Genomic DNA, 26,870 nt, shown 5'->3' on the forward strand with positions numbered 1-26,870 from the left:
CCCTAGCAACGGAGACGAAAGTGATCATCGGAGTCCCCAAGGAAATCAAGAACAACGAGTTCCGCGTGGCCATGACCGCCGCGGGCGTCCACGAATTCGTGGCGCACGGGCATACCGTGCTGATCGAGCGCGGCGCGGGCGTCGCCTCGGGCATCACCGACGACGAGTACCACGTGGCCGGCGCGGAGCTGGTCACCGACGCCGCAGACGTGTGGGCCCGTGCCGACATGGTCATGAAGGTCAAGGAGCCCATCGCCTCCGAGTACCGCTACTTCCGCAAGGGCCTCATCCTCTTCACCTACCTCCACCTGGCTGCCGAGCCGGAGCTCACCCGCGCCCTGCTCGACGCCGGCGTCACAGCGATCGCCTACGAGACGGTCCAGGACGGACGCCGGCTTCCCCTCCTCGCCCCGATGTCCGAGGTAGCGGGGCGCCTCTCCGTCCAGGTGGGCGCGCAGTCGCTCCTCGCCCCGAACGGCGGCAAGGGCATCCTCCTCGGGGGGGTGCCGGGCGTGCGCCCGGCAGACGTCGTGGTCCTCGGGGCCGGCGTGGCGGGCACGAACGCCGCAGTCGTCGCAATGGGCCTCGGTGCCGATGTCACCATCCTCGACATCGACATCGCCCGGCTCACCGAACTTGACGCCCTGTACGGCGGGCGCCTCAAGACGGTGGCGTCGAACAAGTACGAGATCGAGAAGTCCCTTGTCGAGGCGGACCTCGTGATCGGCTCAGTCCTGATCCCGGGCGCCAAGGCGCCAAAGCTGGTGACCAACGAGCTGGTGGCCCGGATGAAGCCCGGCAGCGTGCTCGTGGACATCGCGATCGACCAGGGCGGCTGCTTCGAGGACTCGCACCCCACCACGCATCAGGACCCTACGTTCCGTGTGCACCACTCGATCTTCTACTGCGTGGCGAATATGCCCGGCGCCGTGCCGAACACCTCGACCTACGCCCTCACCAACGTGACCCTGCGCTACGGCATCCTGCTCGCAGACCTCGGGGTCAAGGCCGCCCTCGAGAAGGACCCCGTCCTCGCCGCCGGCCTCAACATCGCCGCGGGGAACGTCACCCACCGGTCGGTCTCCGAGGCCCTGAACCTGCCGCTCACCGAGGACTGGCGCCACGTGGTCGCGGCCTAGCGGAACGACGTTCGCAACGCACGCCAGAGACCCCGCAACCGGCGCCACGGTTGCGGGGTCTCTGGCGTCCCCTCGCGAGGTCTTTGGACCATAGTCGCCGCTGGGGGCGCACACCTACGCTTGCGCCATGAGGGCCATCCGGCTGGCTGTAGGTTCTGCCGCATTTGCGGCATCGCTCGCCCTCGCGGGCTGCTTCGGGCAGCCCTCGTCCGCACCGTCGCCGTCCGGCTCAGCCCCGCCGAGCGCTTCCCCGAGCGTCTCGACCAGCGCCAGCCCGAGCGCCCCGCCGAGCGCTCCCCCGAGCGTCTCGACCAGCGCCAGCCCGAGCGCCCCGCCGAGCACCACGGCGCCGGCGAGCCCAGCGCCGTCGTCCACTCCTGCGCAGCCTCCCACTCCAAGGGCCAGCCAGTCACCCGAGCCCTCGCGGTCAGCCGAGGCGGGGGCCCAGCTGCCGGAGCAGACCGCGCCCCTCACGCTCTACTACATCGCGCCCAACGATGGCGGCATCTCGGGGCCAGCCGTGGGGTGCGGCGACAGCGCCGTGGCGACCTTCACGGAGCCGGTCACGTTCCGCGACAAGGTAGGCCCGAGCCTGAGCAGGCTCTTCGCGAACAAGAATGAGATGATCGGCCAGTCCGGGCTCGTCAACGCACTGCACAGCTCAGACCTGACCTATCAGGGCGGCTCCTTCGACGGCATCACGATCACGGTCTACCTGACAGGCTCGTTCGCCCTGGGCGGCGTGTGCGACATCCCGCGGGTCGAGGCCCAGATCAACCTCACCGCTGCCACCGCTGCCGGCGCGCGGGACGCGGCCGTGATCGTCAATGGGCGCCCGCTCGCGGAGGCGCTGAGCCTCAAGTAGGCTCCGTGGCCGTCGCCTTCGGGCACCCCCAGGCCTACGCTGGAAGCGGGGCCGGAAAGGACTCCGCTCTGCGGAGCACGGCCCCAGTCAGGAAACCGAGGCGAGAAGCACATGTCAGGATTCGAGCCCGACAACGAGGACCGCGTACACAGCGAGGCACCTGCCGAAGGCGATCCCGACCTTGACGTGGCGGAGGTCCGGGCGCACTCCGAGCTGCCGGCGGAGGGCCCCGACGACGACTAGCCGCGGGCGGCGGCCACGGTCGCGCCACCGAGGCGAGCGCCCTCGACGAGCATGGGTCGTGGTGCGCTGCGCCGAGCACGGTGTTGTGCCCAACGCCGTTCCACACCATGCATCGCCCGGGAGGCCACCGCCCAGTAGCCCGCGCCCACGGCAAGGGAGGCCACGAGCGCGGCGGCAAGGAACCATGCTCCCTGCGAGGTGTCGATCCCGGCGCCCTGTGCCCACTCGATCATGGAGGGGAACACGAGCCAGTGTGAGACGTAGATGTAGAGCGAAGAGCTTGCGAGAATCGCGATAATCCGCGTCAGGCCACGGGGGACGCGGAGCGTGGGGAGCCAGACGAGCGCCAGGATGCCCACGATGATCGTCGCGTTGCGGTACTCATTAGTGAAGAACCCGGGCACGGTCATCACTGTGAGGATCGTGAGCGTCCAGCGGCGTGAGGAAGACGTTGCGGCCGCCGTGGCCCAGCCGAGTGCGAACAGCCACAGCACCGCGCCCTGATGCGGGATGACGGGCAGGACCTTGAACCGGGTGAGCAGCGCGAGTGCGAACAGGACCATCGGGAACGCCCACGGGAAACGGCGCTGGAGGCGGTCCACCCACGGGACTGCGAGGAGCGCGGTGACCGCGAGCAGGACGTACACGAGCTCCTCGACGAACCAGAACCGCGAGGTCGTATTCCAGGCCTCGGGCCCGAAGACCGAGTTCACGAGGAACAGGTTGTTGACCGTGTACTCCCCCGTCACCACGAACGCGAACCAGATGACGGCAAGGCTTGGGACCAGCACGCGCACGAGCGAACGGGTCTGGCTCCGCAGGCGCGCCCGCCGGTCGCCGGAAAGCTGGAATCTCGCGAAGTTGAAGCCTGCGAGGGCGAACAGCACGTGCGCCGTTCCGGGCCAGACGAACAGGTCGATATGCGTGCCGGCGATGAAGACGATGGCGATCGCCCGGACGACGATCCCTGTCTCCATGGGGACGGTGGCCGTGGAGAGGGCCTTCGTCACCGCTCGGCGCGCACGACGCCGCCACCCGCCCGGGCGGGCCGGGTCGCCGGGGCCTGTGGTGTCCTCAGAGTGGCCGTCGGCGGTGGCCCGTGCGGTCCGCGTGGTGAGCACTGAGAGCTCCGAGACGGTCATGAGGTGCCAGTTCGCGGGCAGCTGGCCCAAGGCCTCCTCGAGACGCAGGGACGCAGCAACGTAGGAGAGCGAGTCGCCGCCGAGGGAGACGAACGAGTCATCGCCTCCCACCGCGTCGATCTCAAGTGTCTCGGCGTAGATCCCGGCGATGTCGGCGGGAGACTTGTCCTCGGGGCCTGCGGCTGCGCGGATCCCCTCGGGGGAAAAGGCGGCCGCGGGCTGATGGGCCAGTGCGAGGATCGCCCGGTAGTCGGTCTTGCCGTTGGGCAGGCGCGGGATCGACTCGACGGCGTGGAGCACCACGGCTGCGCGCGGGAGGCCGAGGCGGGAGGCGAGATCCTTGGCCGTGAGGCGGAGGGCGTCGTCGTCCTCTCCGGTCTCTATGGCAACCACCAGCCCACGGTCCGTGCCGGCGGCGGCCGCGATGGCGCCGTCGTCCGCCAGCATTCGCTCGACGCGGCCGAGATCGACACGAAGGCCCACGATCTTCACGAACCGCGAGCGCCGGCCCACGATCTCGTAGAGGCCTTCGGGGCTCTGGCGGGCGAGGTCGCCGGTGCGAAGGTCCTCGACAGTGCGGCCGAGGGCCAGATCGGCCGGGGTCTCGGCGTAGCCGAGCATGACGTTGGGTCCGGAGTACACGAGTTCATGGGCGGGCTCGCCATCCGGTCCCTCGAGGCCAATGACGGGCTCGAGCCGGAACGACCCTCCGGGGATCGGCACGCCGATCGCGCTCGGATGCTCCTCTGCGAGATCGGGCGGGAGGTAGGCCATGCGGGCGGTCGCCTCGGTCTGCCCGTACATGACGAACAGGTCCCACCCGCGCCGCCGACCCAGCCGGGCGTAGTGCTGCACCCGGTCCGCGCCGAGGCGGCCGCCGGCCTGGGTGACATGGCGCAGGTGCGGGAGGTCCACGTCCTCGAAGCCAGTCCGCTCGAGGAGTTCGAACGTGTAGGGCACGGCCGCGAAGGATGTGATGCGGTGCTCACGCGCGAGGTCCCAGAAGCACGGGTCCACGACCGAGAGGTCAGTGAGCGCGAGCGAGGCGCCGACACTGAGGTGGGAGTTCACCACCGAGAGGCCGTAGCAGTAGGAGAAGGGCAGCGTGGTGGCCGCGCGGTCCTCTGGCCGCAGGTGGAGGTACTCGGCGATCGCGGCGGCGTTCGATTCGAGGTTCCCGCCCGAGAGCCGCACGAGCTTGGGCGAGCCCGTGGACCCGGACGTGCTCGTCAGGAGTGCAAGGTCCGAGTGCAGCTCGTGACGCGTGCCGGGGCGGCGTTCGTCGAGGAACGGCGTGTCGGTTCCAGGCCGGCTCACCATGACCACGTCTGGGTCATAGGCGTCGATGATCTGCTGGGCGGCGCCGTCTTTGCCTTTCGGGAGCACGATGAGCGGATGGCCGCCGGCGAGCGCGCCGAGATAGGCGGTGAGGGTGGCGACGTCATTGCCCGCCGGGAGTGCGACGAGCCGTGGGGTGGCGCCCAGCGCGTGGACGACATCGTCGACGCGCCGCGCGAGGTCGCGATAGGTGAGGGTGCGGCCGCCTGCACCCGGGGGGAGAAGGACGGCGGGGCGGTCTCCGTGCCGGGCCAGGCCTGAGGCGAAGGAGACGCCAGCGAGGTCTGGCTGTGCGGTCATCCCGCTCAGCGTAAGAGGTAAGCCTTACCTAAACCAAATTGCAGCACATCCCGGTGTCGTAATGCGAAGACGCGCGCTCAATGCGCCTCGCCTGCGACCTTGGCGAGGTTGGCGAGGCCCTTCTCGAAGTCCCTGCCCACCGAGTTGTCCATCTTCAGGACCTTGAAGACCAAGGCTGCAATGCCCCTGTTCTCGCCCTTCATGACCCACGTGACGCGCGTGCCGTCGTGATCGGGCTCGAACGTGAAGCCGGTTGGGTTCACCGCCTTGAACGGCTTGACGAACACGAGGCGGAGCCGGATGCTCTTGGGCTCGACCGCCTCGAGGATCTGCATGCTGCCTGCGCCCGCCTTCCTGTTGCCACGCCACGCGTAAGCCGCCCCGACGCCCGCGTCCGGCCCGCTGTACGTCCGCTCCATCCCTGGATCGAGCGGCTCCCAAGGCGACCACTCGGTCCATTTGTGGAAATCCACCACATGCGGATAAACCGCCTCCGGCGGAGCTGGAATGAAAGCGCTGCGGGAAATCGTGTAGGCGGCCATGCAGCCATGCTAGGCGCGCCAGCGTCAAAGACGGCAGAGGCGGGCGCGCAGTGATGTGCGCGCCCGCCTCTGCCGTCTGTAAGCCGAAGTGGCCCTGACGACCAGTGCCTCATGATCCCAACCCAGAGCAGGAAGTTGAGAGGCGAATAGAAGCCGCCCACAGGAGAAGGATGATCGCAATAATGCCGGCGATCACGAGAAGTGAATTCATGCCGTGCTCATTGGCCGATCGCACGCCGTGAAACAGCACTTCTCAAATGCGTGCCTATTCGTCCCGCGCGGGGCTCAGCGGTTCCTGCGAGTCCGGGGGCAGCGCCACCGGCGTATAGGGATCCGCGGGGCGGCCCTCAGCGGGCCCCGGATCAGAGGGCTCGCGCAGGGGCCCGTCCGGCGGTTCGGGTTCCGATGCCCGCTCGCGCTCATGCTCCGGATCCGGATTGCGGTCGAAGGGACCGCCCGGCTGGGGTTCGCGGCCCGGCGGTGCAGGTTCGCCGGGCGGGGACGGCTCCCCTGGGGTCGGCGGGGGCTCGCCCGGAACGGGCCCGCCAGGCGAGGGCTCCCCGGGGATCGGGAAGGGGTCAGGGTTGGGGTCTATGGGCGGGATCGTACCGGGGTCCGGCTGCGGGGTTCCGGGGTCAGGGCGCCCGGGTCCGGGCGGAAGGGTGGCCGTTCCAGAGGAAGCCCTCGCAGAGAGCGCCGTCGTGGAGAGCAGAGTACTGTCGGCCGAGGCGCTGACCTCGACGGCCGCTGCCGTGGTGTCCATCTCGAGTCTCATTCATACTTGTTGCCCCTCGCGGGACGGATCACACAGTTCCACGTTTAGGGATCGTGGACCCGGGCAATGACCTGCCAGCAGGGAGGGCATGACCGGCCCTTCCGTTTTCCGCAGGAGGAAGAAACATGGGTGCCGGAGACAAGATGGAGAACAAGGCCGAAGAGCTCAAGGGCAAGGCCAAGGAGAAGGTCGGAGACGCCACGGACAACCGGGATCTCCAGGCCGAGGGCAAGACCGACCAGGCCAAGGCCGGTTTCAAGCAGGCCGGCGAGCACGTCAAGGACGCCGCTCGCGACGTCACCGACCGCTGAGTCAACAGCCCCCTCCCTGAGGGGATCTACGACGGCGGCGAGTCACCCACCAGGGTGACTCGCCGCCGTCGCCTGTCTGGCCCCCGAGCCACTACCGATCAACATCGGGTGCATATCTGACAACTTCCGGGCTACGATGTGTGCGTGACATCACAGGACATCGAACCCGAGCAGGATATTGCGCCCCGGCAGGACGCCCTCAGCGCCGAGACGCAGACCGCACTCGAGCGTGCCGAGGCCAGCCACCGCCACGAAGCCCTGTTCTCAGAGCGCGCGCACAACATCAAGCAATCAGCGGTACGGGACGTCTTCGACATCTCGATCCGTCCCGGGCTCATCTCGCTCGCGGGCGGCTCCCCTAGCCTGAGCGAGCTGCCCCTCGATGTCGTCGCCGCCACAGCCTCTCGGGTCATCGCCAAGCACGGCATGGAGGCGCTGCACTACGGCGGCGGCAAGGGCACGCCCGAGCTGCGCGAGCTCGTCTGCGAGATCATGGCGGAAGAGGGAATCCTCGGGGCATCGCCCGAGGACGTGGTCGTGACTACGGGTTCCCAGTCCGCGCAGGACATCGCGGCCAAGGTGTTCTGCAACCCGGGCGATGTGGTTCTCGTCGAGGACCCAACCTACGTTGGCGCACTCAACACGTTTGAGGCGTACCAGGTGCAGGTCGAGCCGGTCTTGATGGACGAGAACGGACTCATCCCCGAGCAGCTCGAGGCACGGATCACTGAACTCGAGGCCGCAGGCAAGCGGATCAAGCTCCTCTACACGATCCCGAGCTTCAACAACCCCTCTGGAGTGACCCTGGCCGCCGAGAGGCGCCAGCGCGTGGTCGACATCTGCAGCGCGCACAACATCCTGATCCTCGAGGACAACCCCTACGGCATGCTCCGCTTCGACGGGCACCCGCTCACTCCGCTGCGCGCCGACAATCCGGACGACGTCGTCTACTGCGGCTCGTTCTCCAAGATCTTCTCCCCCGGGGTCCGGCTCGGCTGGGCCCTCGTGCCCAAGCACCTCTACCGCCGCTTCTACCTCGCGGCCGAGGCCGTGGTGCTGTGCCCCTCGATGCTCACCCAGATGCTCGTCACCGAGTTCTTCCGCACGTTCGACTGGCGCAGCTACCTCGCCGAGTCCCGCCGGGTGTATGCCGAGCGCTGTACGGCAATGCTCGAGTCCCTCGCAGAGGAATTCCCTGCCGAGACGGTATGGACGACGCCGAGCGGAGGCTTCTTCGTCTGGGTCACCCTCCCGGCGGGCATCGACACCTACCCGCTCCTGTACCAGGCAATCGAGGCGGGGGTCGTGTTCATCCCGGGGGCCGCGTTCACGCCATGGGACGGGCGGAGCAGCAAGCTCCGGCTCGCGTTCTCGGGCGTGGCTCCCGAGCGGATCCGCGAGGGCGTGCGGCGCCTGGGTCCGGTGATCCGTGCGGCGGTGGAGGCGAACGCGGGCTGAGGGTCCCGCACATGGTGGGCTGAGCAGGGTGTGGGCGCGCCCGACCCTGCTCAGCCCACCAATTAGGGCGAGGGCGTGCTCGCTAAGGCCAGCTCAGCCGCCGACCGCCGCCAAGGCGTTGACTCGGCCCTTGCCGGCAAACGAGTTGTAGCCCGCGCCGCCGGTGCAGGTCTGAGGGGCGCCGTTGTCCAAGGACGGGAATTTCACGTACGGGCTCATATCTGCGGGGCAGGGCACCGGGTCCGCCGTGTTGGCGAGCCGTGCGGCGACCGCGCCCGGGTTCGTCACGCCCGAGCTCACGATGAGCGCGGCCACCCCTGCGACATGCGGAGAGGCCATGGACGTGCCCTGGATGTTGCAGTATGTGGCCCCTGAGGGGTCGATCACCTTGCGGAAGCAATGGCCCATGAGTGCGGCCGGCCAGGTCGAGAGCACACGGCCGTTGGCCACGCCCGGCGCCACGTTCCGGCTGTCGCCGCCGGGTGCCATCAGATCCGCCACACCCGAACCGTAGTTCGAATAGAACGACTTGAAGCCCTTGCTGCCGTTAGCGGTCACGCCGACCACTCCGGCAACCTCGGCGGGCACCACGGCGCAGGCGTTGGTCACCTCGCGGGTCACCGGTGCCGTGTTGTCCGGGCTCGTGACGTCCTGCGTCGGGTGGGCGAGATCGTCACTGAAGTTGCCGAGGGCCGCCACCACTGTGGTGCCCCTGGACTGCGCGTACCTGATGGCACGCCGCTCCGCCTCCCAGATGGCCTTCTGCTGGGGATCGTTCTTGCAGTTGAATAGCCACGGATCGGCATAGTACGAGTTGTTGGTGACCTGGATGCCGTGGTCTGCTGCCCACATGAACGAGCACACGACGGCCTCGGGGAAGAAGAGCCCATCGGCGTTGCCCGCCTTGATCCCGGCGAGCTTCGCGTTGGGGGCCACGCCGACGATTCCGAGACCGTTCTTGGCCGCGGCGATTGTGCCGGCGGTGTGGGTGCCGTGTCCGTTGTCATCCAGCCACGTGGCAGGGTCCTGATTCGGCACACCGCCGACACACGAGGCAGACTTCGCGAAGTCGACGTTCGGGGCGAGGTCCGGGTGGCTCCAGTCGAGGCCCGTGTCGATGTCGCCGACCGTCACCGATGGGCTGCCGCCGCTGACCGCCCGCGCCTCCGGCGCGTGGATCTGCTTCATGTCCCACTGGAGGCCGGAGAGGGCGTCGTTGCCCGGGGCCGGCGCGGCCGGGACGCCCTGGTCCGCGGTGAGACCGTCAGCAGCATCGTTCTCGAGTGCCACGCCGAATGATGCGGTCGCGGACGCCGCGTCGACGCTCGCGTCTGCGGCGCGGAGTTTCGCAGAGAAGTCCGACGTCGACGAGCTCACCACAGCGACGCCGATGGCGCTGTAGTCAGCCACGACCGAGCCCCCCGATGCCTTGATCGCCGAGAGGGATGCGCCCGCGGCCTTGCCACCGGACTTGTAGAGCACCAGGTAGTTCTGGGCCTGCTGCCCTTGGACGGTCTGGGGTGCGGCGGTCGGTGTCTCCGCGACCGCCGCGGGTATGGCGCTGGCCGTGGCAATGCCTACGGCGATGCCGGCGCAGAGCAAGGGTCTGGCAAGTGAGCGTGATCGCATCGTGTGCCTTTCATCCCGCCGGGGTCCGGGTGAAGGCCCCCGGCCTGAACTCCACCGAGGCCGGTCGCCGTGGTGGGTCGAGGGGCGTACGGACTGGGCTGCACGGCCTCCATGACGTGTCAAAAGATTAGTGGCGCTTGTCACGCGATGGAAGGCGCATTTCAGAACTTGTCACCGAAGTTTCGGCTGCTCGTACACCCACGGCAGACGAGCCACGGTGAGTCGGTGGCGCGCTGTGCCGAGCGCCTCCGGGTCGCCGTACTGGGCGTCCCCCTCCCAGAGGACGGCAGTCATCCTGCCGCTCTCATCGCGCAGCTGGACGCTGGCGAAGATGGCGGGTGGCTGCGGCGCGGCGGAGAGCGCGCTGGCCACCGAGGAGGCGCCGCGCAGCGCGTTCAGAGTGATCCACGTCGGCGGGAACAGGGTGAGGCTGCCCTTGGCGTGGTGCTCGAGTGCAGCTGCGGGCTCCATCCAGATGGAGTCGACATGCTCGTGCGCGCTGATGAGGAGCTCTCCGCCGGGATCCGCCGCGAGGAAGAACCACGTCACGAGCCGCTTGGGCACCTGTGCCGGCGGGACCCAGCGCGAGAACGCCACGAGACCGGAGTCGCTCAGCACAAGTCCGGTCTCCTCGAGCGTCTCGCGGACGGCCGCGCGCCGCACGCGCACCGGAGCGGTGACCGCCGCGCCCCTGGAGGAGCCGACGTCGTCCGCCCCCTCCTCCGGATCACCCGGCAGCGAGTCCTCGGGGTCCACGCGCCCGCCGGGGAACGCCCAGGCGCCACCGAAGGATCCCGTGGAGAGCCGCTCGAGGAGCAGGACCTCGAGCCCCGCGACGCCGTCCCGGAGCACCACAACCGTCGCGGCCTCCCCGTCGACCGGGGGGTTCGGTACCGGTTTCACATGCGCTGCCATACCGCCCAATGTAGCCGCGTGGCCGGCAGCGGCGCCCCGCGGCCTACTCTTGACGGTGTGCCCCTGACCCGCCGACAGCTCCTCCGCGCCACCGCAGCCGCCGCCATCATCGCCCCCCTCGTGCCCGCCGTGGCGGGCTGTGCGCCCGGCGAGGTGGTCCCCAAGACACAGTTCGGCGCTCGGCTCCCCATCCCGCCGCTCGACGAGGGCGCGCTGGACGACGGGATCCGCACCTTCCGCCTCGCCACGCAGGCCGGGACGCACGAGTTCGTGCCAGGCCAGCCGGCGCAGACCATGGGCTACAACGGCGCCTACCTCGGGCCTACCCTTCGCGCCACGCGGGGAGAGCGCGTCCGGGTCGCCATCGATAACAGGCTCCCCGACGCAACCACCGTGCACTTCCACGGCATGGTGCTGCCGGCCGCGACGGACGGCGGCCCGCACGCCATGATCGAGCCTGGCGCCTCAACGGCCCCCGAGTGGACCGTCAAGCAGCCTGCCGCAACCCTCTGGTACCACCCGCACCCGCACGGGAGCACGGAGAAGCAGGTGGGATACGGCCTCGCCGGCCTGTTCATCCTGGACGAGCCCGCCACGGACGGCCCGGCCGCCGCCCTCCCCCACACCTACGGTGTGGACGACATTCCGCTCGTCGTCCAGGACCGCCGCCTCGACGCCGACGGCAAGATCACGTTCGACCCTGCCGGCAACTCCCTCGGCACCCTCGGCAACTCGATCGCGGCCAATGGCACTCTCGGGGCCGTCCTGCCCGTGACAACGGACCGCGTGCGCCTGCGGATCCTCAACGCGAGCGCGGGCCGCTGGTTCAAGTTCGGCTTCGCGGACCACCGGCGGTTCCACATGGTGGCGTCCGACGGCGGCCTGCTCGCCGCCCCGCTCCAGCTCGACGCCGTGCAGCTCTCCCCCGCCGAGCGCGCCGAGATCGTCGTGGAGATGAAGCCCGGTGAGTCCGTGATGCTGCGCTCATTCGCTCCGGACCTCGGCCGGGTCAATCCACCGGACGCGTTCGGCGGGGGCAAGGACTTCGACGTGGTGAGGCTCGACGCGGCCGCCAGCCTCGCGCCGTCGGCCACCCTCCCGGCGATGCTCGCCGCACTGCCGGCTCCCGCCGACACGACGCACGCGACTGCGCGGTCTCTCACGTTCAGTGGCCGGCAGATCAACGGCAAGACCATGGACATGAACCGGGTCGACTTCACCGCGGCACCCGGTGGCTCCGAGGTGTGGTTTGTGGACAACGTCAACGCCTACCAGCACAACCTGCACATCCATGGCGTCCAGTTCCGGCTGCTGGACATCGACGGCAACCCGCCCCCACCCGAGCGCGCGGGATGGAAGGACACGATCCCGCTGCTGCCGCGAGAGCGGAACCGGATCGCCTTCCGCATGCCTCCGTACGCCGACGCCGAGCACCCGTACATGTACCACTGTCACCTGCTCACCCACGAGGACGAGGGAATGATGGGGCAGTTCCTGGTGGAGGACGCCGGCACTGCGGGCTCAGGGGCGCCAAGCTCGCACCAGCACGGCTGAGGCGTTCCGAACTGCACATCTCAGAGCCATTTCAGCTCCCGAGCGGCCGGTTTCAGCCGCCAGTGATGCAGTTTCCAACGCGCCGCGGGCCGCCACTTGCCCTACTGGGCGCTGGTCCAGGTGATGTCGCGGGGGTCGTCGGTGCGCTCGAGCCGGCGGTCGAACGGGTAGGTCGCGTACGGGATGACCGCAGGTCACTTCACAGTGCCGAAGGGATCTTCGACCGCCCGCTGGTTGGCGTTGTTCCAGAACCCTTGGACGATGAAGCCGTACTCGGGGAGCTCATTGGTGAACGGGCCGAACATCGCGTCGCCGGTGGGGAGCTTCCAGTCGGCCTGGAGCTCGCAGCCGAGCGCGAAGACCGTCACGAGTTCCGCCCCGGCCCGGGACATCCGGGCCGATGCGGCCTGGGCCTCGTAGTCGTCCCAAGCACCGCAGGCGTCGACCACGGGAAAGACGCGGTAGCCGTCGTTGAGCATCGCCAGAGTCGGCATCGAGCAGCACGTCCCGATGGTGACACCGGAGATGATGATGTGCGTGCGCCCGGTGGTGCTCAGGAGGTCCTCGAGGGCCTTCCTGAAGGTCGGGTCCTCATAGCAGTTGATGATGCCCGTGCGGCGGATGATCGGCACGTCGGAGAAGATCTCCTTGAGCTCGGGGAGGGTGTCCCCGTTCTGCCACTGGGCGTTGGACGAGCTGACCAGCACGGGGATGGAGAGCGCCTTGGCCATCTTCGCGAGCCCAATGACGTTGGCCTTGTAGGTTGCCAGAGTGGGGAAGTCCCGCACGCCGGCCATGAGGCCGATCTGGTGGTCGATGAAGAGCATCACCGAGTTCTGGGGCGTCGGCTTGTCGTAGGGGACGCGGCCGGCGGCCGCGGCATCGGCGGGCGAGACCTTGAGCGGAAGGGCGCTGTCGCTGATGGGGCTGACGATATCGGCTGGACGATCGGGCATGGCATTCTCCTCGGCTGTTGGCATGGCTTGTCGCCGTCACAGGGAGCGACTCGACGCTAAATCCACCCCTGAGCCGCGGCAAGGCTTCGCGGCGCTTCCCCGTGCCGTGCGAACTGGAACGAGAGCGTCAGTACCCAGCGGCCGCGTCGACGACGCCCTCGAGCTGCTCTCCCGCGGCGAACCGCTTGAGGTTCTCGGTGACCCGCTCGCCGAGGAGCGGTCGGATCATCTCGAGGGTGTCTGCCGCGTGCGGCGTGATGAGTGCGTGGGGCTCGTCCCAGAGGGGGTGTCCGTCCGGGAGCGGCTCGGGGTCCGTCACATCGAGGGCCGCGCCCGCGATGGTCCCTGCTCGGAGGGCCTCCACCACGGAGTCCGTGTCGAGGAGGCCCCCGCGGGCGATGTTGACCACGATGGCGGACGGCTTCATGAGCCCGAGCTCGGGGGCGCCGATGAGCTTGGACGTGTCCAGAGTGAGGGCAGCGGAGACGACCACGACGTCCGCCGCAGGCAGCAGCTCGGCGAGGTGAGCCGGCGTCGTCGTGCTCCTGGCTCCCGGCACCGCGGTGGGAGTGCGGCGCACGACATCGACCTCCATGTCGAAGCAGCGAAACAGCCGCAGGGTCTCCAGGCCCACGCCGCCGGCGCCGATGACCAGTCCGCGCAAGCCGTGCAGCGACGTGCCGGCGGACTCGCCCCATGAGCGGGCGCGGGCACGCTCGGGCAGGTGCCGCAAGAGCGCGAGCGTGAGGGCGAGGGCATGCTCCGCGACGGGCTTCGCGTAGGCGCCCTTCGCGCTAGTCCACACCTTCTCCGGATGGGCGGTGAGCGCGTCCGTGTACGCCTCGATCCCTGCGCTGGGCAGCTGGACCCAGCGGATCGACGGGGTGGAGTCGAGCACCGCTGTGAGCTCTTTCTTGGGGTTGCCGTGGTCGAGGATGAGCGCCTCCGGCTGCTCCCCGAGGCCGACGATGGCGCCTCCTCCAGCCTCGATCGCCGCGGTCAGGAAGGGCAGCGGCTCGCCATGGATGGCGACGCGGACGGGGGTGCCGGAGTTCAGGGGCGCGGTGGTCATGGGCTCAGCCTAGCGGCGGGTTCACCGTGCGGGTGCGGTCCCCCGTCCGGGGCCGCGCGCCCGCACGCCTACCATCGAGGGATGCACCGCTACGCGATCGTCCTGCCCCTTGCCCCCCTGGGCGTCGGCGAGCGCTATGCCGTGCGGGACTGGCCGCTGCACATCACGGTGATGCCCGTCTTCGCGACCTGGGCCAACGCAGCGCAGCTCGCGGCGAGCATGGGCGAGGTCGCCGCCCACACCGCCCCAATCGCCGCGGTGGCGGGCGCCAGTGAGCTGTTCGGGCCCAAGCATGACACTCCCGTTGCCCTCGTTGACTCCCCGGAGATCCGCGCTCTGCACAAGACATTCAGAGAGGAACTGGACATCCACGTCCCCACGTTCCGCCGCCCCGACTTCGCCGGTGACGGCTTCCGGGCGCACATCACCGCCACGAAGCGCGGTGAGGCAGAGGAGGGGCAGGAGCTGAAGCTCACCCAGATCGCGCTGGTGGACATGCAGCCCGAGCCAGGTCAGGGCCGGCCGATGGTCGTGGCCGTCGCAGACCTGGAGGCATAGGCCGCTCCGAGGGCCGGTCGCCTCAGGCGGCGACTCCCGCGCAGGCGCGCTCGAGCGCCTCACCCAGCCGCTCGGCGTCGTGCGCTTCGGAGAAGATCCTCGTGCCGGGCTCGAGGGCGCGGCCGGCGGCGAGGGGCCCGGCATCGACCGCGTCGTAGCCGAGCGAGGCGATGAACGCGAGCACGACGGCGCGTGCGGCCTCGTCGTCACCGGCTGCGGCGAGCGCGCGGCGGTCCGCGGCACCGGCGGGCCGGCCGTCCGACTCGAGCTCGTGGTAGCCGATGTGGTTGAGGGTCTTGACCACGCGGGAGGCGGCGAGGAAGTCCTGGACGACCTCGGACGTGCCGCGGCCGGCGTGCATCTCGGGCATGGCGCCGTCAGTGGGCTCCCAGTAGTTCATCGCGTCGATGACGACGCGGCCGGCGAGTGTGGCCCGGTCGAGCGTGCGGAACTTGTGCAGCGGGAGTGCGAGGACCACAACGTCGGACTGCGCCGCCTCCGCGGCCGTGACCGCCGTGGCGCCGGGCGTGATGATCTCGACGATGAGTGCGATGTCCTCGACGGGCTTGGCGGTGGCGATCCGGACCTCGTACCCGGCCTTGAGCGCCTCGCGGGCCACCGCGGTGCCGACGCGGCCCGCCCCGAGGATCCCGACGGTCCTGATGCCCTGCTCCATACGATGCCCTCCGGTTGATTCGTCAACTACCTTCGAGGGGTTTCAACGCGCGGTGGTCCCGCGGCATTCCCCAATCTGGCGGGAGCATCACGAACAGCGAGTCCAGCATGAACTTGGGCGCCAGCCCACCAACGGACTCAGTGCGGAGATACGATCCCGGCATGGAGTCCGTTGTTCTGTACCGGATGCGCGAGGGCGTGGACCGCGCCCAGGTCATGGCGGCGTACCCGCGCCACAAGGCGTACTACCAGCAGTTCGAGGCCGACGGCGGCGGCCTCCTCGCACTCGGGCCGTTCCCACCCAACCCGGTCGCCGGGTCGATGGGGCTGTTCACGAACCGGGCGGAGGCCGAGCGCTTCGTGGCCTCCGACCCGTTCGTGACCGAGGGCCTCGCCGAGCCGCACGTGCTCGACTGGGACCCGGTGCGGTTCGGGTAGCCCAGCCCTCAGCCGTTCTGCATGGACGCCGCCCATGCTTCGATGCGGGCCTTGACCTCCTCGTCGGAGAGGTCCTCGACGCGCGTCATGATGGACCAGCGGATGCCGAATGGGTCGCGGATGCTCGCAAACCGGTCGCCCGAGACGAAGTTCGTTGCGGGCTCGCGCACCGTAGCCCCGCGCTCGACGGCGCGCTGCACCGCGGCGTCGACGTCCGGCAGGTACACGGCCAGGGACAAGCAGTCGCCCTCCCCGGCGGGTGGGAGCACCAGATGGTACTCGGGGTTCGCATCACCGAGTTCGAGGCGGCCGTTGCCGAAGTCGAGGACCGCATGCGCCACGACCGGCGCGCCGTCCGGCCCCGGGAAGTCGGTGCGGGAGAGAAGCGTCGCGCCGAACACCTCCTCGTAGAATCCGATCGCGTCCGAAGCGCGGTTCACGACGATGAACGGTGTCAGCGACGTCGAGCCTCGGGGGGTGCCGTTCACAGTGTGTTTGCCGTCAGCGGGTTGGGTCTGCGTCTCGTCGGTCTGGGTCTCTTCGCTCATGGACCCCACGCTATGCGGGGACCCCGGCCGGGTGCTTGAACATTCGCGCCAGTGTGCCGGGCCTAGGCTGTCCGGTGTGAAGCCCACCTCGCGCGGCGAGCTGACCCCGGACCCGCGCGCCCCGATCACACGCATCGCCCCGCCCGCCTGGGCCGCGCACGCCGTACGACACACCTGGATCGTCGAATGGGACCTTCCGCCCGGCGAGGTGCTGCGTCAGGCAGCACTGACCTACCCCGCGCTCAACATCGTCGCCGAGCCGGCCCGGCTCGCCGTCTACGGACCCACGACGGCGGCGTCCATCCGGCAGAGCGGCACGCAGAGGCGAGCGGCGCCGTCGTGCGCTGGGTCGTCGAGCGGATGCCGGCCGCGGACGCGCGGGGGCTCGAGGCAAACCGGATGGCCGAGCTCGCGGACTCCGAGCCCGGCCTGCTGCGCGTGCCCGACCTTGCGGCGGCGATGGGCGCGTCCGTGCGCACGCTCGAGCGCCTCGCCGCGGACTTCTTCGGGCCCACCCCGGCGGCGATCATGCGGCGTCGGCGCATCCAGATGGCGGCCGAGCGGCTCCGCGCCGAGCCGGATGCCGCCCTCGCGGACCTGGCGCAGGAGCTCGGCTACGCGGACCAACCCCATCTCACGCGGGACTTCCGCGCGGTGCTCGGCATGACCCCGCGCGAGTACGCGGCAGCCGTCCCTGACTTGAGGGGTCAGATCCCTACGCCCGAGCCCTGAGCTCCCGCCGCAGGATCTTCCCCGAGGAGGACTTCGGGATCGCGTCGACGAACTCGACCACCCGGACCTTCTTGAACGGCGCCACATGTTCGGCCACGAACGCCATGACGTCCTCGGCGCTGAGTTCGTCCCGCGCGGTATCTCGCGCCTGCGGCACGACGAACGCCTTCGGAACCTCCTCGCCGTCCTCCGCCCGGATCCCGATCACGGCCGCATCCGCGATCTGCGGGTGAGTGAGCAGCACGGCCTCGAGCTCGGCGGGGGCGATCTGGTAGCCCTTGTACTTGATGAGCTCCTTGAGCCGGTCCGAGATGGTCACGACGCCCTCGGCGGTGACCGTGGCGATATCCCCGGTGCGGAGGAATCCGTCGGGGTCGACAGTCGCGGCTGTTGCGTCTGGCCGGTTGAGGTAGCCGACCATGTTCTGCGGACCCCGCACGAGGAGCTGGCCCGGGGCGCTCACTCCCGTGGTCGGCACGGGGATCTCCTCGTCCGTCGCAGGGTCCAGGAGCTTGCACTCCGTGTTCGGAATCGTGAACCCTACAGAGCTCACCGGCAGCCGGCGGGCCTCGGCGAGGGGCATGATGTGCGAGGCCGGGCTCATCTCTGTCATGCCGTAGCCCTGCATCATGACGCAGTTCAGTCGCGCCGCGACGGCATTGCCGAGGTCCGCGTCAAGCGGGGCCGCACCGGAGAACGCCACGCGGACGCTCGAGAGGTCGTACTGGTCCACGAGCGGGTGCTTCGCGAGCGCCACCGCTATGGGCGGCGCGATGAACAGGTAGGTGCAGCGGTGGTCTTGGGTGATGCGCAGGAACTCGGCCAGATCGAACTTGGGCATCGTGACGAGCCGGGCGCGATGCAGGAACGCGGCATTGACGAGCATCGTGAGGCCGTAGATGTGGAAGAACGGCAGCACGGCGAGGATCGTATCCTGGTCGGTGATGCCGAACAGCGGCCGCCCCTGGGCCACGTTGGCCACGAGGTTGTAGTGGCTCAGCATGACGCCCTTGGGCGTACCCGACGTGCCGGACGAGTATGGCAGGACGGCGACGCCGTGCGGGTCGACGTGGACGTCCGGCGCGGGAAGCCCGGCGGACACCGCCTCGCCCAGCGAGGGGTGCACCGCGCCGGACGGCGAGGGGCCGCCGTCGAGCACCACGATCCGCTCCGGCGGGATCCCGGCCTCCTGCGCGGCGGGCTCGGCACGGTCCAGGAACGGCGAGATGGTGAACAGCCAGGTGGCCCCCGCGTCGGTGAGCTGTCGCGCAATCTCCGCGGACGTGTAGAGCGAGTTGATCGTCGTGACCACCGCGCCGGCGCGCAGCACCCCATGGAACACCACCGGGAACGCGGGGATGTTCGGACACAGGATGCCGAGCGTGGTCTCAGGTCCTACCCCCTGGCCGGCGAGCCAGCCCGCTAGCGCGTCGATCCGCGCTGTCAGGTCACGGTACGTGGTGGTGGCCCCGCTCGTGCCGTCCACGATGGCCACCCGGTCCAGGTCCTCCGGGGCTATCCCGCCGAACAGGTACTCGTAGAGGGTGACCTCCGGGATCTCGACGTCGGGGTAGGGGCTCGCGAACATGGCTCTCCTTAGCTGGCTGCAGCGCACGACGGCGGCGCTCGCCTCGTGTGCCCATCCTCGGTTTCCGGGCGCCCGGGGGCAAGAGGTGGAAGGCAAATGTTACCCGCGGGTAGCGCCCCTCACGCTCCTGCAGCTGTCAGCCTCTCGGCCAGCACGCGCATGGTGTCCCGCAGCTCCGGCGGCTCGATCACGGTCACGGGCCACCCGAGCCGGACCACGTGGTACGCCAAGTAGTCGAGATCGTCCGCGCCCGCGGTGAGGATCGACGCCTCGCTGCCGTACTCGGCGTCGGGCTCCACCACGGCCATCGTCGTCGGGACCCGTTCGGCGACCTGGTGTGCGGGCGCGTGGACGCGGACCTTGGCGACGAACTGGTACGGCGCCTGGGTGATCGCCGCCTGGACATACTCGAGGGCGTCCGGCGCCTCACGCGGTTTGAATCGCCAGCCGGTCCCGCGGGCGGCGGCCATGCGGTCGAGGCGGAACGTGCGCCAGTCCTCGCGGTCGAGGTCCCAGGCCATGAGGTACCACCGGCGGGCTGCAGCGACCAGGCGGTACGGTTCCACGCGCCGCTCCGAGCGCTCGCCGCCGGGCTTCGTGTAGTCGAATGTTGCCCGCTCGGGGGTGCGGATCGCACGGGCGAGGGCTACGAGGACATCCGCATCCACGGATGTGACCGGCCCGTCGAGGCTCACGGTCGCGTCGATGACACCCTTGACCTCGGCGCGCAGCCGTACTGGCAGAACCTGGTCGAGCTTGGCGAGCGAGCGGACGGCAGCCTCCCCCAGTCCCGCAACCGTTCCGCCCGCGGCGAGGCGCAGGCTCACCGCGACCGCGACGGCCTCCTCGTCGTCGAGCAGGAGCGGGGGAAGGGCCTTGCCCGCGCCGAGCTGGTACCCACCACCCGTCCCGTGCTCAGCGCGGACGGGATAGCCGAGCCCCCGCAGGCGGTCCACGTCGCGCCGAATGCTTCGCGTGGTCACGCCGAGTCGCTCCGCCAGCTCCGCCCCGGTCCACACGGGGCGCGACTGCAGGAGGCTCAGGAGGCTGAGCACCCGCTGGGTGGTGTCATTCATGCCTCCATCATCACCCACGGAGACGGACAGAATCTGTCCTGATTGAAAGCACCTCTCCGTCACTTCTTGAAGACGGGGAAAACGCGATATATCTTGATTCCATTAGACGCGATATATCGTGTTTCTGCAGCGGACCGATGCTGTCCTGACCCACCGGGAGACTGGATGCGGGACAGCGAAACAGAAGGTTGAGGGTCATGTCATCACGAACGGTCGCGTACCGGGTGGACCACGGACGCACCATCCCTCCAACGGACGCTACTCATACAGGACGGCACACCATGAGCTTTGTATCCACGAATTTCCATGCGCCACGCCTGACGGACGCGCAGTTCGATTCACTCGAGGAGGCGGTCGAGCGCGAGCTCGCCGCGATCCGCAGCGCCCGCGCGGCCACGCCACTCCCCCGCGAGCCCCGAGCAGGGGCGAGCTGGCCACGGCGGGCGGTGCGCGCCGTCGTGCGCGTGTGGCACGAGGCGGCCGAGCGGGAGGCCGGCTTCGACGCCGAACGGGACGAGGTGCGGCGCAGGCTCCTGATGGACCAGCCGCGGCTCTGGTGAGCGCTCCGCGGCCAGCCGCGCCTACACGCGGGTGAGCAGGAGGCTCACGTTGTGGCCGCCGAACCCGAACGAGTTCGAGATGGCCGCCTGGACGCGGGTTTCGCGCGGGGCGCCGACCACCACGTCGAGGTCGATCTCCGGGTCGAGGTGGTCCAAGTTGCGGGTCGCGGGGATGACGCCAGACTCGATGGTGAGGGCGGTGATGATCGCCTCGACTGCGCCGGCCGCCCCGACGAGGTGGCCGAGCGCACCCTTGGGCGCGGTCACGGCGGCATGGTCACCGAGGGCCTCGCGGACGGCGAGGGCCTCGCTCACGTCGCCCACGCTCGTCGCGGTCGCATGGGCGTTCACGTGCTGGACGTCCGCGGGGGCGACGTCCGCCTTGCGGAGGGCCTTGCGGATCGCCTTGATCTGGCCGACGCCCGCCGGGTCCGTACCGGTGATGTGGAACGCGTCCGCGGTAATTCCGTAGCCGGACAGCGCGGCGCGGGTGCGGGCGCCGCGCGCACGGGCGTGGTCGGCGCGCTCGAGGATCACGACGCCGGCCCCCTCGCCGAGCACGAACCCGGTGCGGTTGACGTCGAATGGGCGGGACGCGGCCTGCGGGTCGCCCTCGTCCTTCGAGAGGGCGCCGATCTGTGCGAACCCGGCGATGGTCAGCGGGGTGATGGCGGCCTCGGCGCCGCCGGCAATCACGATATCGGCCTCGTCGCATTCGATGAGCCGGGCGGCGTGGACGATCGCCTCAGCGCCCGAGGCGCACGCGGAGGCCGGGGACATCGCCGCGGCACGCGCGCCGAATTCGATGCTCAGCTGGGCCGCGGCCGCGTTGGCCATGAGCATGGGCACGGTGCGCGGCGATACCCGGCGGGAGCCTGCGGCCTCGAGGACGTCGTCCTGGGCCAGGAGGGTCTGCACCCCGCCGATCCCGGTACCGATCACGACGGCGAGCCGGTCGCCGTCGACCTCCGGCGCACCGGCATCGGCCCACGCTTCCCGGGCGGCGACGACAGCTGCCTGCTGGCTACGGTCGAGGCGACGGGCCTCGACGGGCGGCATGGCGTGCTCGGGCTCGACGGCGAGCCTGCCCGCGATGTGGACGGGGAGTGTGGCGTCGAAGCCTAGGTCCGTGAGGGTGCGCACGCCGGAGCGAAGGGCGAGCATTCCCTCCCAGAGCTCGGCCACCGTACCTCCGAGCGGCGTGGTGGCGCCCATGCCGGTGATGACGATCTCGGTGTTCCCCACGGTTGTCCTCTGGTAGAAGAATCCTCCCCCTGTGCTTGTATGGGATACAAGCTTGTATGCAATACAAGAAGAGTCATTGATTGTACAGCATACAATTCATCCATGGGTTCAGTCGAGACTCGCGCCGCAGCAACTGCCCGCCGCCTCTTGGGCCCGCGCAAGGGCAAGAGCGCGGCGACCCGCAAACGGATTGTCGACGCCGCCGCGGCCCTGTTCGCCGCGCGCCCCGCCGATTCGGTCACGGTCAGCCAGATCGCAACCGCCGCCCGCGTCTTCCCGAACCAGATCACGTACCACTTCGGCTCCAAGGACTCGCTCTTCGTCCACGCCGCGTTCGCACTGCTCCTCCGCGATGCGGAGCGCATCGAGGGCGTCGGCGCCCGGCTCTCAACGGCCGAGGCGTTCCGGCGCGCCATCGCCCGGACGGTACTCGTGACCCCGTCGCTCCCCGTGGTGATCAGCGCCGTCGCGCTCGCGCGGGCCAAGCCCAAGCTCGGCCCCGTGGTCAAGGGCCACTTGAGCCTTCTGTTCCGCATCTCCGAGCACCACCTCGAGAACGTTTTGGCGGTGCGCGGCTGGCGGATCGACCGCAGCCCCCGGCAGGAGGTCAAGACGTTCTGGGCCGCGGCCTTCGGGGCGATCCTCATCGCCGAGTCCGGCTACCCCGGCACGCAAGCAGACCTCGACCTCGCGGGCACGCTGACAATCCGCGAGCCTGCCTGACCCGGTGCCGCAGATCCGTGGTCGCCCGGTATGGGGGCGAATCGGATGAAGTGGGTATCAGGTACCTGAAGCCAGCGAAGGAGAACCGATGACCCGCATCCCAGTCCACACCGTCGAGAACGCCCCCGAGACCTCCCGCCCGTACGCGGAAAAGCTCGAGCGGCGCATGGGACGGCTGATGAACATCCACGCCGAGATGGCGCACGCGCCTGCCGTGATCGCCGCGTACAGCGGCATTCAAAAAGCGATCGCCGAGCACGGCACCTTCGATGCGCGCATCAAGGAGGCGATCGCGCTGGCCGTGGGGAATCAGAACGGCTGCGACTACTGCCAGGCCTCGCACACGGCCTCGGGGCGCCGCGCCGGGCTCAGCGACGAGGAGATGCTCGCGATCCGCGCCGGTGAGGTGGACTTCGACCCGAAGCTCGCTGCCATCACCGAGGTCAGCCGTGCGGCAGCCGCCCAGTCCGGTTACGTGCCCGAGCCCGTCTGGCAGGCCGCGCTCGAGGCCGGATGGACCGAATCGGACCTCGCGGAGGCCTTCACCTACGTCATGGCGAACATGTTCACCAACTACTTCAACCACTACGCCGGCACCGAGCTCGACGTGCCGGCGGCCCCGCCTCTCCAGACCTAGCAGCCGCCGATTCAGCAATGCAGGACACAGACATGTCCACAGCAGCGGACAGGGAGGAACCGGCGATGGCCGAACAAGCAGACGTGATCGTGATCGGCATGGGCCCCGGCGGCGAGTCGGCGGCGGGGCAGCTCGCGCAGGCCGGGCTCACCGTGGTGGGCATCGAGAAGAACCTCGTGGGCGGCGAATGCCCCTACTACGCGTGCATCCCCACCAAGATGATGGTCCGGGCGGCGGACGCGCTCGCGGAGGCGCGGCGCGTCCCGGGCCTGGCCGGCGGGTCCGAGGTGAGGGCAGACTTCGCGCCCGTCGCGAAGCGCATCCGCGACGAGGCGACGGACTCCTGGGACGATGCGGTCGCTGTCGAGCGCTTTGAAAAGGCCGGTGGGCACTTTGTCCGCGGCACCGCGCGGGTCACCGGGTTTCGAACCGTGACGGTTGGCGACCGCGAGTTCGAGGCCTCGCGGGCGATCCTGATCAACACCGGGACCGACCCGGCGGTCCCGCCGATCGAGGGCCTCGCGGACACCCCCTTCTGGACGAACCGCGAGATCGTCGCCGTGACCCAGGCTCCGGAGTCCATGCTCGTCCTCGGCGGCGGGGCGGTCGGACTCGAGCTCGCCCAGGCCTTCTCGCGCTTCGGGACGCGGGTCACGGTGCTCGAGGCGGCCGAGCGGATCCTTTCGCCGGAGGAGCCCGAGTCGAGCGCGCTCGTAGCCGAGGTGTTCGCCGACGAGGGGATTGACGTGCACACGGGTGCCGCCGCGGAATCCGTGACGCACGACGACGCGGGCTTCTCCGTGCGGGCGGCCGGCACCGAGCTGAAGGCGGAGCGCCTCCTTGTGGCCGCGGGCCGCCGAACGAACCTCGACGGCCTGGGCCTGGGCTCGATCGGCGTCGACACGACGAAGCACACCCTCGAGACCGACCCGCAGATGCGGATCGCCGAGGGCGTCTACGCGGTCGGCGACATCACCGGCCACGGCGCGTTCACCCACATGTCGATGTACGAGGCCGGGATCGGTGCCGCCCACATCCTCGGCGACGAGACCGTCGCCGCCGAGTACCGGGCCGTGCCCAGGGTGACGTTCACGGACCCGGAGGTCGGCGCCGTCGGGCTCACCGAGAAGCAGGCGCGGGAGCAGGGCGTGTCCGTGGCCACCGCCGTGTCCCAGATTCCTGATTCCACCCGGGGCTGGATCCAGAAGTCGGGCAACCGGGGGTTCATCAAGCTCGTCGCGGACGCTGAGCGGCGCATCCTGGTCGGCGCGACCTCGGCCGGCCCAGCGGGAGGCGAAGTGCTCTCCATGCTCACCCTCGCGGTCCACGAGCGTACGCCGCTGGCCCGGCTGAGGGACATGGTCTACGCGTACCCCACGTTCCACCGGGCCATCGAGGACGCCGTCAAGAAGCTCCCGGAGGAGCTCACCTGATCGAGTTCGGGTGCTTCGCCAGCGGGGTGACCTTGATTTTCATGTAGGGGTACATGGGGAAGCCCGAGAGGATCTCGTGGAGCTCGTCGTTGGACTCGACGTCGAACAGCGAGTGGTTCGCGTACTCGCCCACGATCCGCCAGATCCCGGCCATCTTCCCCGAGCGCTGGAGGCCGCCCGAGTACTCCTTCTCGCGGGCTTGGAAGTCCGCGACCTGCTCGGGGGTGAGGTGGGGCGGGAACGTCACGTCCATGCGGGCCATGAACAGCATGTGGAGGCTCTCTCCTTCGGTGGGGTCGTGTCAGTCCTGGCGGTAGCGTGCGAGCTTGTCCTCGTCGATCACGGCGCCCACGCCCGCCGTCTCGCGGACGCGGATCACGCCGTCGCGGATCACCAGCGGTTCGGCGAGCAGGTCGTCTGCCATGTCGAGGAAGTTGGAGAGCTCGCCGGCGCGGCGCTGGCTCGCCTCGTGGGCGGCCCCGAACGTGACGGTCGCGAGGGAGCCGATTTGGGTGTCGATCTGGTTGCCCATGGTCACGTCCACACCGAGGCCGGTGCAGAGCCCGAGGATCTCGGTGGCCTGGGTGAAGCCGCTGCGCGCAGTCTTGATGCAGATCGCGTTGCATCCGCCCGAGAGGAGCTCGCGGGAGACATCCCCGGGGGTGGGGACGGACTCGTCCCCCACAATCGGGATGGCCGAGTGCTGCACAAGACGGCGGCGGCTGAGGGCCTCCGAGGCATCGCACGGCTCCTCGAGCGCGGTCAGGCCCATGCCCTCGGTGCGGCGCAGCACCTCGAGCGCCTCGTTGGCCGTCCAGCCGCGGTTGGCGTCGAGATAGATCTCCACCTCCTCGCCCAGGCCCTCGCGCAGCACGTGCACGGCCTCGACGTCGAGGCCCAGCGGGCGCCGGCCGGTCTTGAGCTTGAACGTGGTGATGCCGTACTGCTCGCGGAACCGCTGGGCCTCCTCGAGCAGCTCCGCAGCCGGGCGGAATCCGAGCATGTGGGAAACCCGCATGCCGTCCGCGTACCCGCCTAAGAGCTGGTGCACGGGTGTTCCGAGGGACTGGCCGATGAGGTCCCACAGGGCGATGTCGACTGCGCCCTTCGCGGTGTCATTGTGGATGGTCCGGCGCATGATCTGCTGGGCCTTCTCCCGGTCGAGGGGATCCAGCCCGGCCAGCTGCGGGCCGAAGATGTCCCGCACTACCGCGATGATCGAGGCTTGCGTCTCGCCGTACGTGTACGGGCGCGGAGGCGCGTCAGCGGTTCCCACGAGCCCCTCGTCGGTGTGGACCCGGATCAGTACGTGCTCCGCCGCGTGCACCTCGCCGCTCGCGAAGCGCAGCGGGTGGGTGTAGGGGATCGAATACGGGATGGCTTCGATGCGCTCAATCTTCATGCGCGGTCTCCTAGGTGGGGTGCGGCAACGGGTGCGGTGCGGACGACGGCGCGTGGTGAGGTCTCGCCGTCGTCCGCGGGTTGGGCGGTGGGCTCGGGTCGGGCGGGCCCGGGAGCAGGCACGGTGTCGAAGAGCGTCAGGAAGCGGCGGACGAGGGGGGTCTTCTCGCCTCCGCGCCAGGCGACGGCGAGGTCCACCGAGGGCGCGCTGCGCACTGGCCTGAAGGAGATGCCCTCGAACGCGAAGCGATGCGTGGTCATGGGAACGAGGCCGATGCCCATCCCCGCCGCGACAAGGGCCAGGAGCGTCGAGGTCTCGGCCGCCTCCTGGACGACCTTGGGGATGAAACCCTCGCGGCGGCACGCGTCGCGGAAGATCCGGGTCACCACTGACTGGGCGGGATAGCCCACGAACGGTTCCCCCGCGAGCTCCGCCAGGTCCAGTTGGGCGTGCTGCGCCCACGGCGACTCGGCGGGAAGTGCGGCCACGAGGCGGTCCTGCTCGAGGTAGACGAGCTCGATGTCCGGCGAGTTGACTGGTGGCCGCAGGACGGCGACGTCGAGCCTGCCCTCCTCGAGGTCCACCACCATCTGCGGGGTGAGCATCTCACCGCGCACCGTGAGCTTCAGGCCCGGCATCTCGCTGCGGACCCTCTGCACGAGCGGGGGCAGGAGGCGGTAGGTGGCCGAGCCCGCGAGTCCCACACGGAGTACGCCCGAGGCGCCCGCCCCGACCTGTGCCACGTCCGACTCGAGCTCTTCGAGGTCCTGGAGGATGCGCCGACCGCGCTCGAGGAGGAGTTCGCCTGCCGGGGTCAGTTCGACTTTACGCGTGGTCCGCTCGAACAGCGGGGTGCCAAGCTGTTCCTCGAGCTGCTTGATCTGCTGGGACAGGGGCGGCTGGGCCATATGGAGGCGTTGGGCGGCGCGCCCGAAGTGGCGCTCCTCGGCGACGGCGACAAAATATCGCAGGTGTCGTGTCTCCATGGTGACCAGCGTAGGTCCGAAGATTAGGTT

29 protein-coding genes are annotated in these 26,870 nt (G+C 69.6%); 13 read left to right on the forward strand and 16 right to left on the reverse strand.

Translation table 11 applies throughout. The features are described from left to right. Positions 1-20: 20 nt before the first annotated feature. Positions 21-1,139: an alanine dehydrogenase gene (gene ald, locus LF262_RS07995; protein ID WP_235779772.1), complete on the forward strand. Its 1,119-nt coding sequence runs from the start codon at positions 21-23 to the stop codon at positions 1,137-1,139. A gap of 114 nt (positions 1,140-1,253) precedes the next feature. On the opposite strand, the gene LF262_RS08000 is transcribed toward ald, so the two are convergent. Beyond that, the gene (locus LF262_RS08000) at positions 1,254-1,613 is read right to left on the reverse strand and encodes a hypothetical protein (RefSeq protein ID WP_235779773.1); all 360 of its coding nucleotides are present in this window, start codon (positions 1,611-1,613) and stop codon (positions 1,254-1,256) included. Between the two features lie 67 nt (positions 1,614-1,680). Here LF262_RS08000 and LF262_RS08005 point away from each other — a divergent pair, with 67 nt between their 5' ends. Beyond that, positions 1,681-2,004 (forward strand): hypothetical protein, encoded by a 324-nt coding sequence (locus LF262_RS08005; protein WP_235779774.1) that lies wholly within the window; start codon positions 1,681-1,683, stop codon positions 2,002-2,004. A 111-nt stretch (positions 2,005-2,115) separates the two neighbouring features. Beyond that, on the forward strand, positions 2,116-2,247 hold the full coding sequence (locus tag LF262_RS16920) for a hypothetical protein (RefSeq protein WP_268933692.1): 132 nt from the start codon (positions 2,116-2,118) through the stop codon (positions 2,245-2,247). Here LF262_RS16920 and LF262_RS08010 read toward each other — a convergent pair. The 3 genes from LF262_RS08010 to LF262_RS08020 form a co-directional block, all read right to left on the reverse strand. Further along, on the reverse strand, positions 2,244-5,027 hold the full coding sequence (locus LF262_RS08010) for an AMP-binding protein (RefSeq protein WP_235779775.1): 2,784 nt from the start codon (positions 5,025-5,027) through the stop codon (positions 2,244-2,246). The two genes, LF262_RS16920 and LF262_RS08010, sit on opposite strands and share 4 nt — an antisense overlap. 77 nt (positions 5,028-5,104) lie before the next feature. Next, positions 5,105-5,569 carry an SRPBCC family protein gene (locus LF262_RS08015; protein ID WP_235779776.1) on the reverse strand — a complete coding sequence of 155 codons (465 nt, stop codon included), beginning with the start codon at positions 5,567-5,569 and terminating at the stop codon, positions 5,105-5,107. A gap of 265 nt (positions 5,570-5,834) precedes the next feature. Next, on the reverse strand, positions 5,835-6,332 hold the full coding sequence (locus LF262_RS08020) for a hypothetical protein (RefSeq protein WP_235779777.1): 498 nt from the start codon (positions 6,330-6,332) through the stop codon (positions 5,835-5,837). Between the two features lie 137 nt (positions 6,333-6,469). On the opposite strand from LF262_RS08020, the gene LF262_RS08025 reads away from it, so the two are divergent. Then, the gene (locus tag LF262_RS08025) at positions 6,470-6,655 is read left to right on the forward strand and encodes a CsbD family protein (protein WP_235779778.1); all 186 of its coding nucleotides are present in this window, start codon (positions 6,470-6,472) and stop codon (positions 6,653-6,655) included. Between the two features lie 144 nt (positions 6,656-6,799). After that, positions 6,800-8,113 carry an aminotransferase-like domain-containing protein gene (locus tag LF262_RS08030; RefSeq protein WP_372462755.1) on the forward strand — a complete coding sequence of 438 codons (1,314 nt, stop codon included), beginning with the start codon at positions 6,800-6,802 and terminating at the stop codon, positions 8,111-8,113. A 93-nt stretch (positions 8,114-8,206) separates the two neighbouring features. Here LF262_RS08030 and LF262_RS08035 read toward each other — a convergent pair whose 3' ends face one another. Continuing rightward, positions 8,207-9,742, reverse strand: a complete 1,536-nt coding sequence (locus LF262_RS08035) for a S8 family serine peptidase (protein WP_308190509.1) — start codon at positions 9,740-9,742, stop codon at positions 8,207-8,209. A gap of 171 nt (positions 9,743-9,913) precedes the next feature. Then, the gene (locus LF262_RS08040; protein ID WP_235779779.1) at positions 9,914-10,657 is read right to left on the reverse strand and encodes an NUDIX hydrolase; all 744 of its coding nucleotides are present in this window, start codon (positions 10,655-10,657) and stop codon (positions 9,914-9,916) included. 57 nt (positions 10,658-10,714) lie between these two features. On the opposite strand from LF262_RS08040, the gene LF262_RS08045 reads away from it, so the two are divergent. Then, complete coding sequence (locus tag LF262_RS08045; protein WP_235779780.1) at positions 10,715-12,211, forward strand: multicopper oxidase family protein; 1,497 nt, start codon at positions 10,715-10,717, stop codon at positions 12,209-12,211. Positions 12,212-12,405: 194 nt separating this feature from the next. Here the strand turns inward: LF262_RS08045 and LF262_RS08050 are convergent, their stop codons facing one another. Both LF262_RS08050 and LF262_RS08055 read right to left on the reverse strand, forming a co-directional pair. After that, positions 12,406-13,167, reverse strand: a complete 762-nt coding sequence (locus tag LF262_RS08050; RefSeq protein ID WP_235779781.1) for an isochorismatase family protein — start codon at positions 13,165-13,167, stop codon at positions 12,406-12,408. A 127-nt stretch (positions 13,168-13,294) separates the two neighbouring features. Next, a complete protein-coding gene (locus LF262_RS08055; protein ID WP_235779782.1) occupies positions 13,295-14,239 on the reverse strand; it encodes an NAD(P)-dependent oxidoreductase in 945 nt (314 codons plus the stop codon). A gap of 81 nt (positions 14,240-14,320) precedes the next feature. Here LF262_RS08055 and LF262_RS08060 point away from each other — a divergent pair, with 81 nt between their 5' ends. Next, complete coding sequence (locus LF262_RS08060; protein WP_235779783.1) at positions 14,321-14,797, forward strand: 2'-5' RNA ligase family protein; 477 nt, start codon at positions 14,321-14,323, stop codon at positions 14,795-14,797. Positions 14,798-14,819: 22 nt separating this feature from the next. Here the strand turns inward: LF262_RS08060 and LF262_RS08065 are convergent, their stop codons facing one another. Next, the gene (locus LF262_RS08065; RefSeq protein WP_235779784.1) at positions 14,820-15,473 is read right to left on the reverse strand and encodes an NADPH-dependent F420 reductase; all 654 of its coding nucleotides are present in this window, start codon (positions 15,471-15,473) and stop codon (positions 14,820-14,822) included. A gap of 161 nt (positions 15,474-15,634) precedes the next feature. On the opposite strand from LF262_RS08065, the gene LF262_RS08070 reads away from it, so the two are divergent. After that, complete coding sequence (locus tag LF262_RS08070; protein ID WP_235779785.1) at positions 15,635-15,910, forward strand: YciI family protein; 276 nt, start codon at positions 15,635-15,637, stop codon at positions 15,908-15,910. Positions 15,911-15,918: 8 nt separating this feature from the next. Here the strand turns inward: LF262_RS08070 and LF262_RS08075 are convergent, their stop codons facing one another. Then, a complete protein-coding gene (locus tag LF262_RS08075; protein WP_235779786.1) occupies positions 15,919-16,458 on the reverse strand; it encodes a VOC family protein in 540 nt (179 codons plus the stop codon). 339 nt (positions 16,459-16,797) lie between these two features. Here LF262_RS08075 and LF262_RS08080 point away from each other — a divergent pair, with 339 nt between their 5' ends. Continuing rightward, the gene (locus LF262_RS08080) at positions 16,798-17,190 is read left to right on the forward strand and encodes a helix-turn-helix transcriptional regulator (protein WP_235779787.1); all 393 of its coding nucleotides are present in this window, start codon (positions 16,798-16,800) and stop codon (positions 17,188-17,190) included. Here the strand turns inward: LF262_RS08080 and LF262_RS08085 are convergent. Continuing rightward, positions 17,174-18,778 carry an AMP-binding protein gene (locus LF262_RS08085; RefSeq protein ID WP_235779788.1) on the reverse strand — a complete coding sequence of 535 codons (1,605 nt, stop codon included), beginning with the start codon at positions 18,776-18,778 and terminating at the stop codon, positions 17,174-17,176. The genes LF262_RS08080 and LF262_RS08085 overlap by 17 nt on opposite strands. 119 nt (positions 18,779-18,897) lie before the next feature. After that, the gene (locus tag LF262_RS08090) at positions 18,898-19,854 is read right to left on the reverse strand and encodes a helix-turn-helix transcriptional regulator (RefSeq protein ID WP_235779789.1); all 957 of its coding nucleotides are present in this window, start codon (positions 19,852-19,854) and stop codon (positions 18,898-18,900) included. A gap of 281 nt (positions 19,855-20,135) precedes the next feature. Here LF262_RS08090 and LF262_RS08095 point away from each other — a divergent pair, with 281 nt between their 5' ends. Further along, the gene (locus LF262_RS08095; protein ID WP_235779790.1) at positions 20,136-20,414 is read left to right on the forward strand and encodes a hypothetical protein; all 279 of its coding nucleotides are present in this window, start codon (positions 20,136-20,138) and stop codon (positions 20,412-20,414) included. A 21-nt stretch (positions 20,415-20,435) separates the two neighbouring features. On the opposite strand, the gene LF262_RS08100 is transcribed toward LF262_RS08095, so the two are convergent. Next, entirely contained in the window at positions 20,436-21,659 is a 1,224-nt protein-coding gene (locus LF262_RS08100) for a beta-ketoacyl-[acyl-carrier-protein] synthase family protein (protein WP_235779791.1), read from the reverse strand. A 102-nt stretch (positions 21,660-21,761) separates the two neighbouring features. On the opposite strand from LF262_RS08100, the gene LF262_RS08105 reads away from it, so the two are divergent. The 3 genes from LF262_RS08105 (at position 21,762) to LF262_RS08115 (ending at position 24,452) form a co-directional block, all read left to right on the forward strand. Next, positions 21,762-22,382, forward strand: coding sequence for a TetR/AcrR family transcriptional regulator (locus tag LF262_RS08105; protein WP_235779792.1), 621 nt, complete (start codon positions 21,762-21,764; stop codon positions 22,380-22,382). Between the two features lie 88 nt (positions 22,383-22,470). Further along, positions 22,471-23,019 (forward strand): carboxymuconolactone decarboxylase family protein, encoded by a 549-nt coding sequence (locus LF262_RS08110; RefSeq protein ID WP_235779793.1) that lies wholly within the window; start codon positions 22,471-22,473, stop codon positions 23,017-23,019. A gap of 32 nt (positions 23,020-23,051) precedes the next feature. Then, the gene (locus LF262_RS08115; protein WP_235779794.1) at positions 23,052-24,452 is read left to right on the forward strand and encodes a dihydrolipoyl dehydrogenase family protein; all 1,401 of its coding nucleotides are present in this window, start codon (positions 23,052-23,054) and stop codon (positions 24,450-24,452) included. Here LF262_RS08115 and catC read toward each other — a convergent pair. Genes catC through LF262_RS08130 form a run of 3 tightly spaced genes read right to left on the reverse strand, consistent with a single transcriptional unit; the run spans position 24,445 to position 26,840 of the window. Beyond that, positions 24,445-24,723 carry a muconolactone Delta-isomerase gene (gene catC / locus LF262_RS08120; protein WP_235779795.1) on the reverse strand — a complete coding sequence of 93 codons (279 nt, stop codon included), beginning with the start codon at positions 24,721-24,723 and terminating at the stop codon, positions 24,445-24,447. The two genes, LF262_RS08115 and catC, sit on opposite strands and share 8 nt — an antisense overlap. A 30-nt stretch (positions 24,724-24,753) precedes the next feature. Then, on the reverse strand, positions 24,754-25,854 hold the full coding sequence (locus LF262_RS08125) for a mandelate racemase/muconate lactonizing enzyme family protein (protein WP_235779796.1): 1,101 nt from the start codon (positions 25,852-25,854) through the stop codon (positions 24,754-24,756). Then, entirely contained in the window at positions 25,851-26,840 is a 990-nt protein-coding gene (locus LF262_RS08130) for a LysR substrate-binding domain-containing protein (RefSeq protein ID WP_235779797.1), read from the reverse strand. Before LF262_RS08130 ends, LF262_RS08125 begins: the two co-directional genes overlap by 4 nt. Positions 26,841-26,870: the final 30 nt, after the last annotated feature.

The organism is Sinomonas notoginsengisoli, assembly GCF_021554725.1.
Taxonomy (GTDB): Bacteria; Actinomycetota; Actinomycetes; order Actinomycetales; family Micrococcaceae; genus Sinomonas; species Sinomonas notoginsengisoli.

Bases quoted from the DNA above. Each gene is read 5' to 3' on its own strand.
- LF262_RS16920 (WP_268933692.1), top strand. From the start codon at position 2,116: ATGTCAGGATTCGAGCCCGACAACGAGGACCGCGTACACAGCGAGGCA.
- LF262_RS08010 (WP_235779775.1), bottom strand. From the start codon at position 5,027: ATGACCGCACAGCCAGACCTCGCTGGCGTCTCCTTCGCCTCAGGCCTG.
- LF262_RS08015 (WP_235779776.1), bottom strand. From the start codon at position 5,569: ATGGCCGCCTACACGATTTCCCGCAGCGCTTTCATTCCAGCTCCGCCG.
- LF262_RS08020 (WP_235779777.1), bottom strand. From the start codon at position 6,332: ATGGACACCACGGCAGCGGCCGTCGAGGTCAGCGCCTCGGCCGACAGT.
- LF262_RS08025 (WP_235779778.1), top strand. From the start codon at position 6,470: ATGGGTGCCGGAGACAAGATGGAGAACAAGGCCGAAGAGCTCAAGGGC.
- LF262_RS08035 (WP_308190509.1), bottom strand. From the start codon at position 9,742: ATGCGATCACGCTCACTTGCCAGACCCTTGCTCTGCGCCGGCATCGCC.
- LF262_RS08040 (WP_235779779.1), bottom strand. From the start codon at position 10,657: ATGGCAGCGCATGTGAAACCGGTACCGAACCCCCCGGTCGACGGGGAG.
- LF262_RS08050 (WP_235779781.1), bottom strand. From the start codon at position 13,167: ATGCCCGATCGTCCAGCCGATATCGTCAGCCCCATCAGCGACAGCGCC.
- LF262_RS08055 (WP_235779782.1), bottom strand. From the start codon at position 14,239: ATGACCACCGCGCCCCTGAACTCCGGCACCCCCGTCCGCGTCGCCATC.
- LF262_RS08060 (WP_235779783.1), top strand. From the start codon at position 14,321: ATGCACCGCTACGCGATCGTCCTGCCCCTTGCCCCCCTGGGCGTCGGC.
- LF262_RS08065 (WP_235779784.1), bottom strand. From the start codon at position 15,473: ATGGAGCAGGGCATCAGGACCGTCGGGATCCTCGGGGCGGGCCGCGTC.
- LF262_RS08070 (WP_235779785.1), top strand. From the start codon at position 15,635: ATGGAGTCCGTTGTTCTGTACCGGATGCGCGAGGGCGTGGACCGCGCC.
- LF262_RS08075 (WP_235779786.1), bottom strand. From the start codon at position 16,458: ATGAGCGAAGAGACCCAGACCGACGAGACGCAGACCCAACCCGCTGAC.
- LF262_RS08085 (WP_235779788.1), bottom strand. From the start codon at position 18,778: ATGTTCGCGAGCCCCTACCCCGACGTCGAGATCCCGGAGGTCACCCTC.
- LF262_RS08090 (WP_235779789.1), bottom strand. From the start codon at position 19,854: ATGAATGACACCACCCAGCGGGTGCTCAGCCTCCTGAGCCTCCTGCAG.
- LF262_RS08095 (WP_235779790.1), top strand. From the start codon at position 20,136: ATGAGCTTTGTATCCACGAATTTCCATGCGCCACGCCTGACGGACGCG.
- LF262_RS08105 (WP_235779792.1), top strand. From the start codon at position 21,762: ATGGGTTCAGTCGAGACTCGCGCCGCAGCAACTGCCCGCCGCCTCTTG.
- LF262_RS08110 (WP_235779793.1), top strand. From the start codon at position 22,471: ATGACCCGCATCCCAGTCCACACCGTCGAGAACGCCCCCGAGACCTCC.
- LF262_RS08115 (WP_235779794.1), top strand. From the start codon at position 23,052: ATGTCCACAGCAGCGGACAGGGAGGAACCGGCGATGGCCGAACAAGCA.
- catC (WP_235779795.1), bottom strand. From the start codon at position 24,723: ATGCTGTTCATGGCCCGCATGGACGTGACGTTCCCGCCCCACCTCACC.
- LF262_RS08125 (WP_235779796.1), bottom strand. From the start codon at position 25,854: ATGAAGATTGAGCGCATCGAAGCCATCCCGTATTCGATCCCCTACACC.
- LF262_RS08130 (WP_235779797.1), bottom strand. From the start codon at position 26,840: ATGGAGACACGACACCTGCGATATTTTGTCGCCGTCGCCGAGGAGCGC.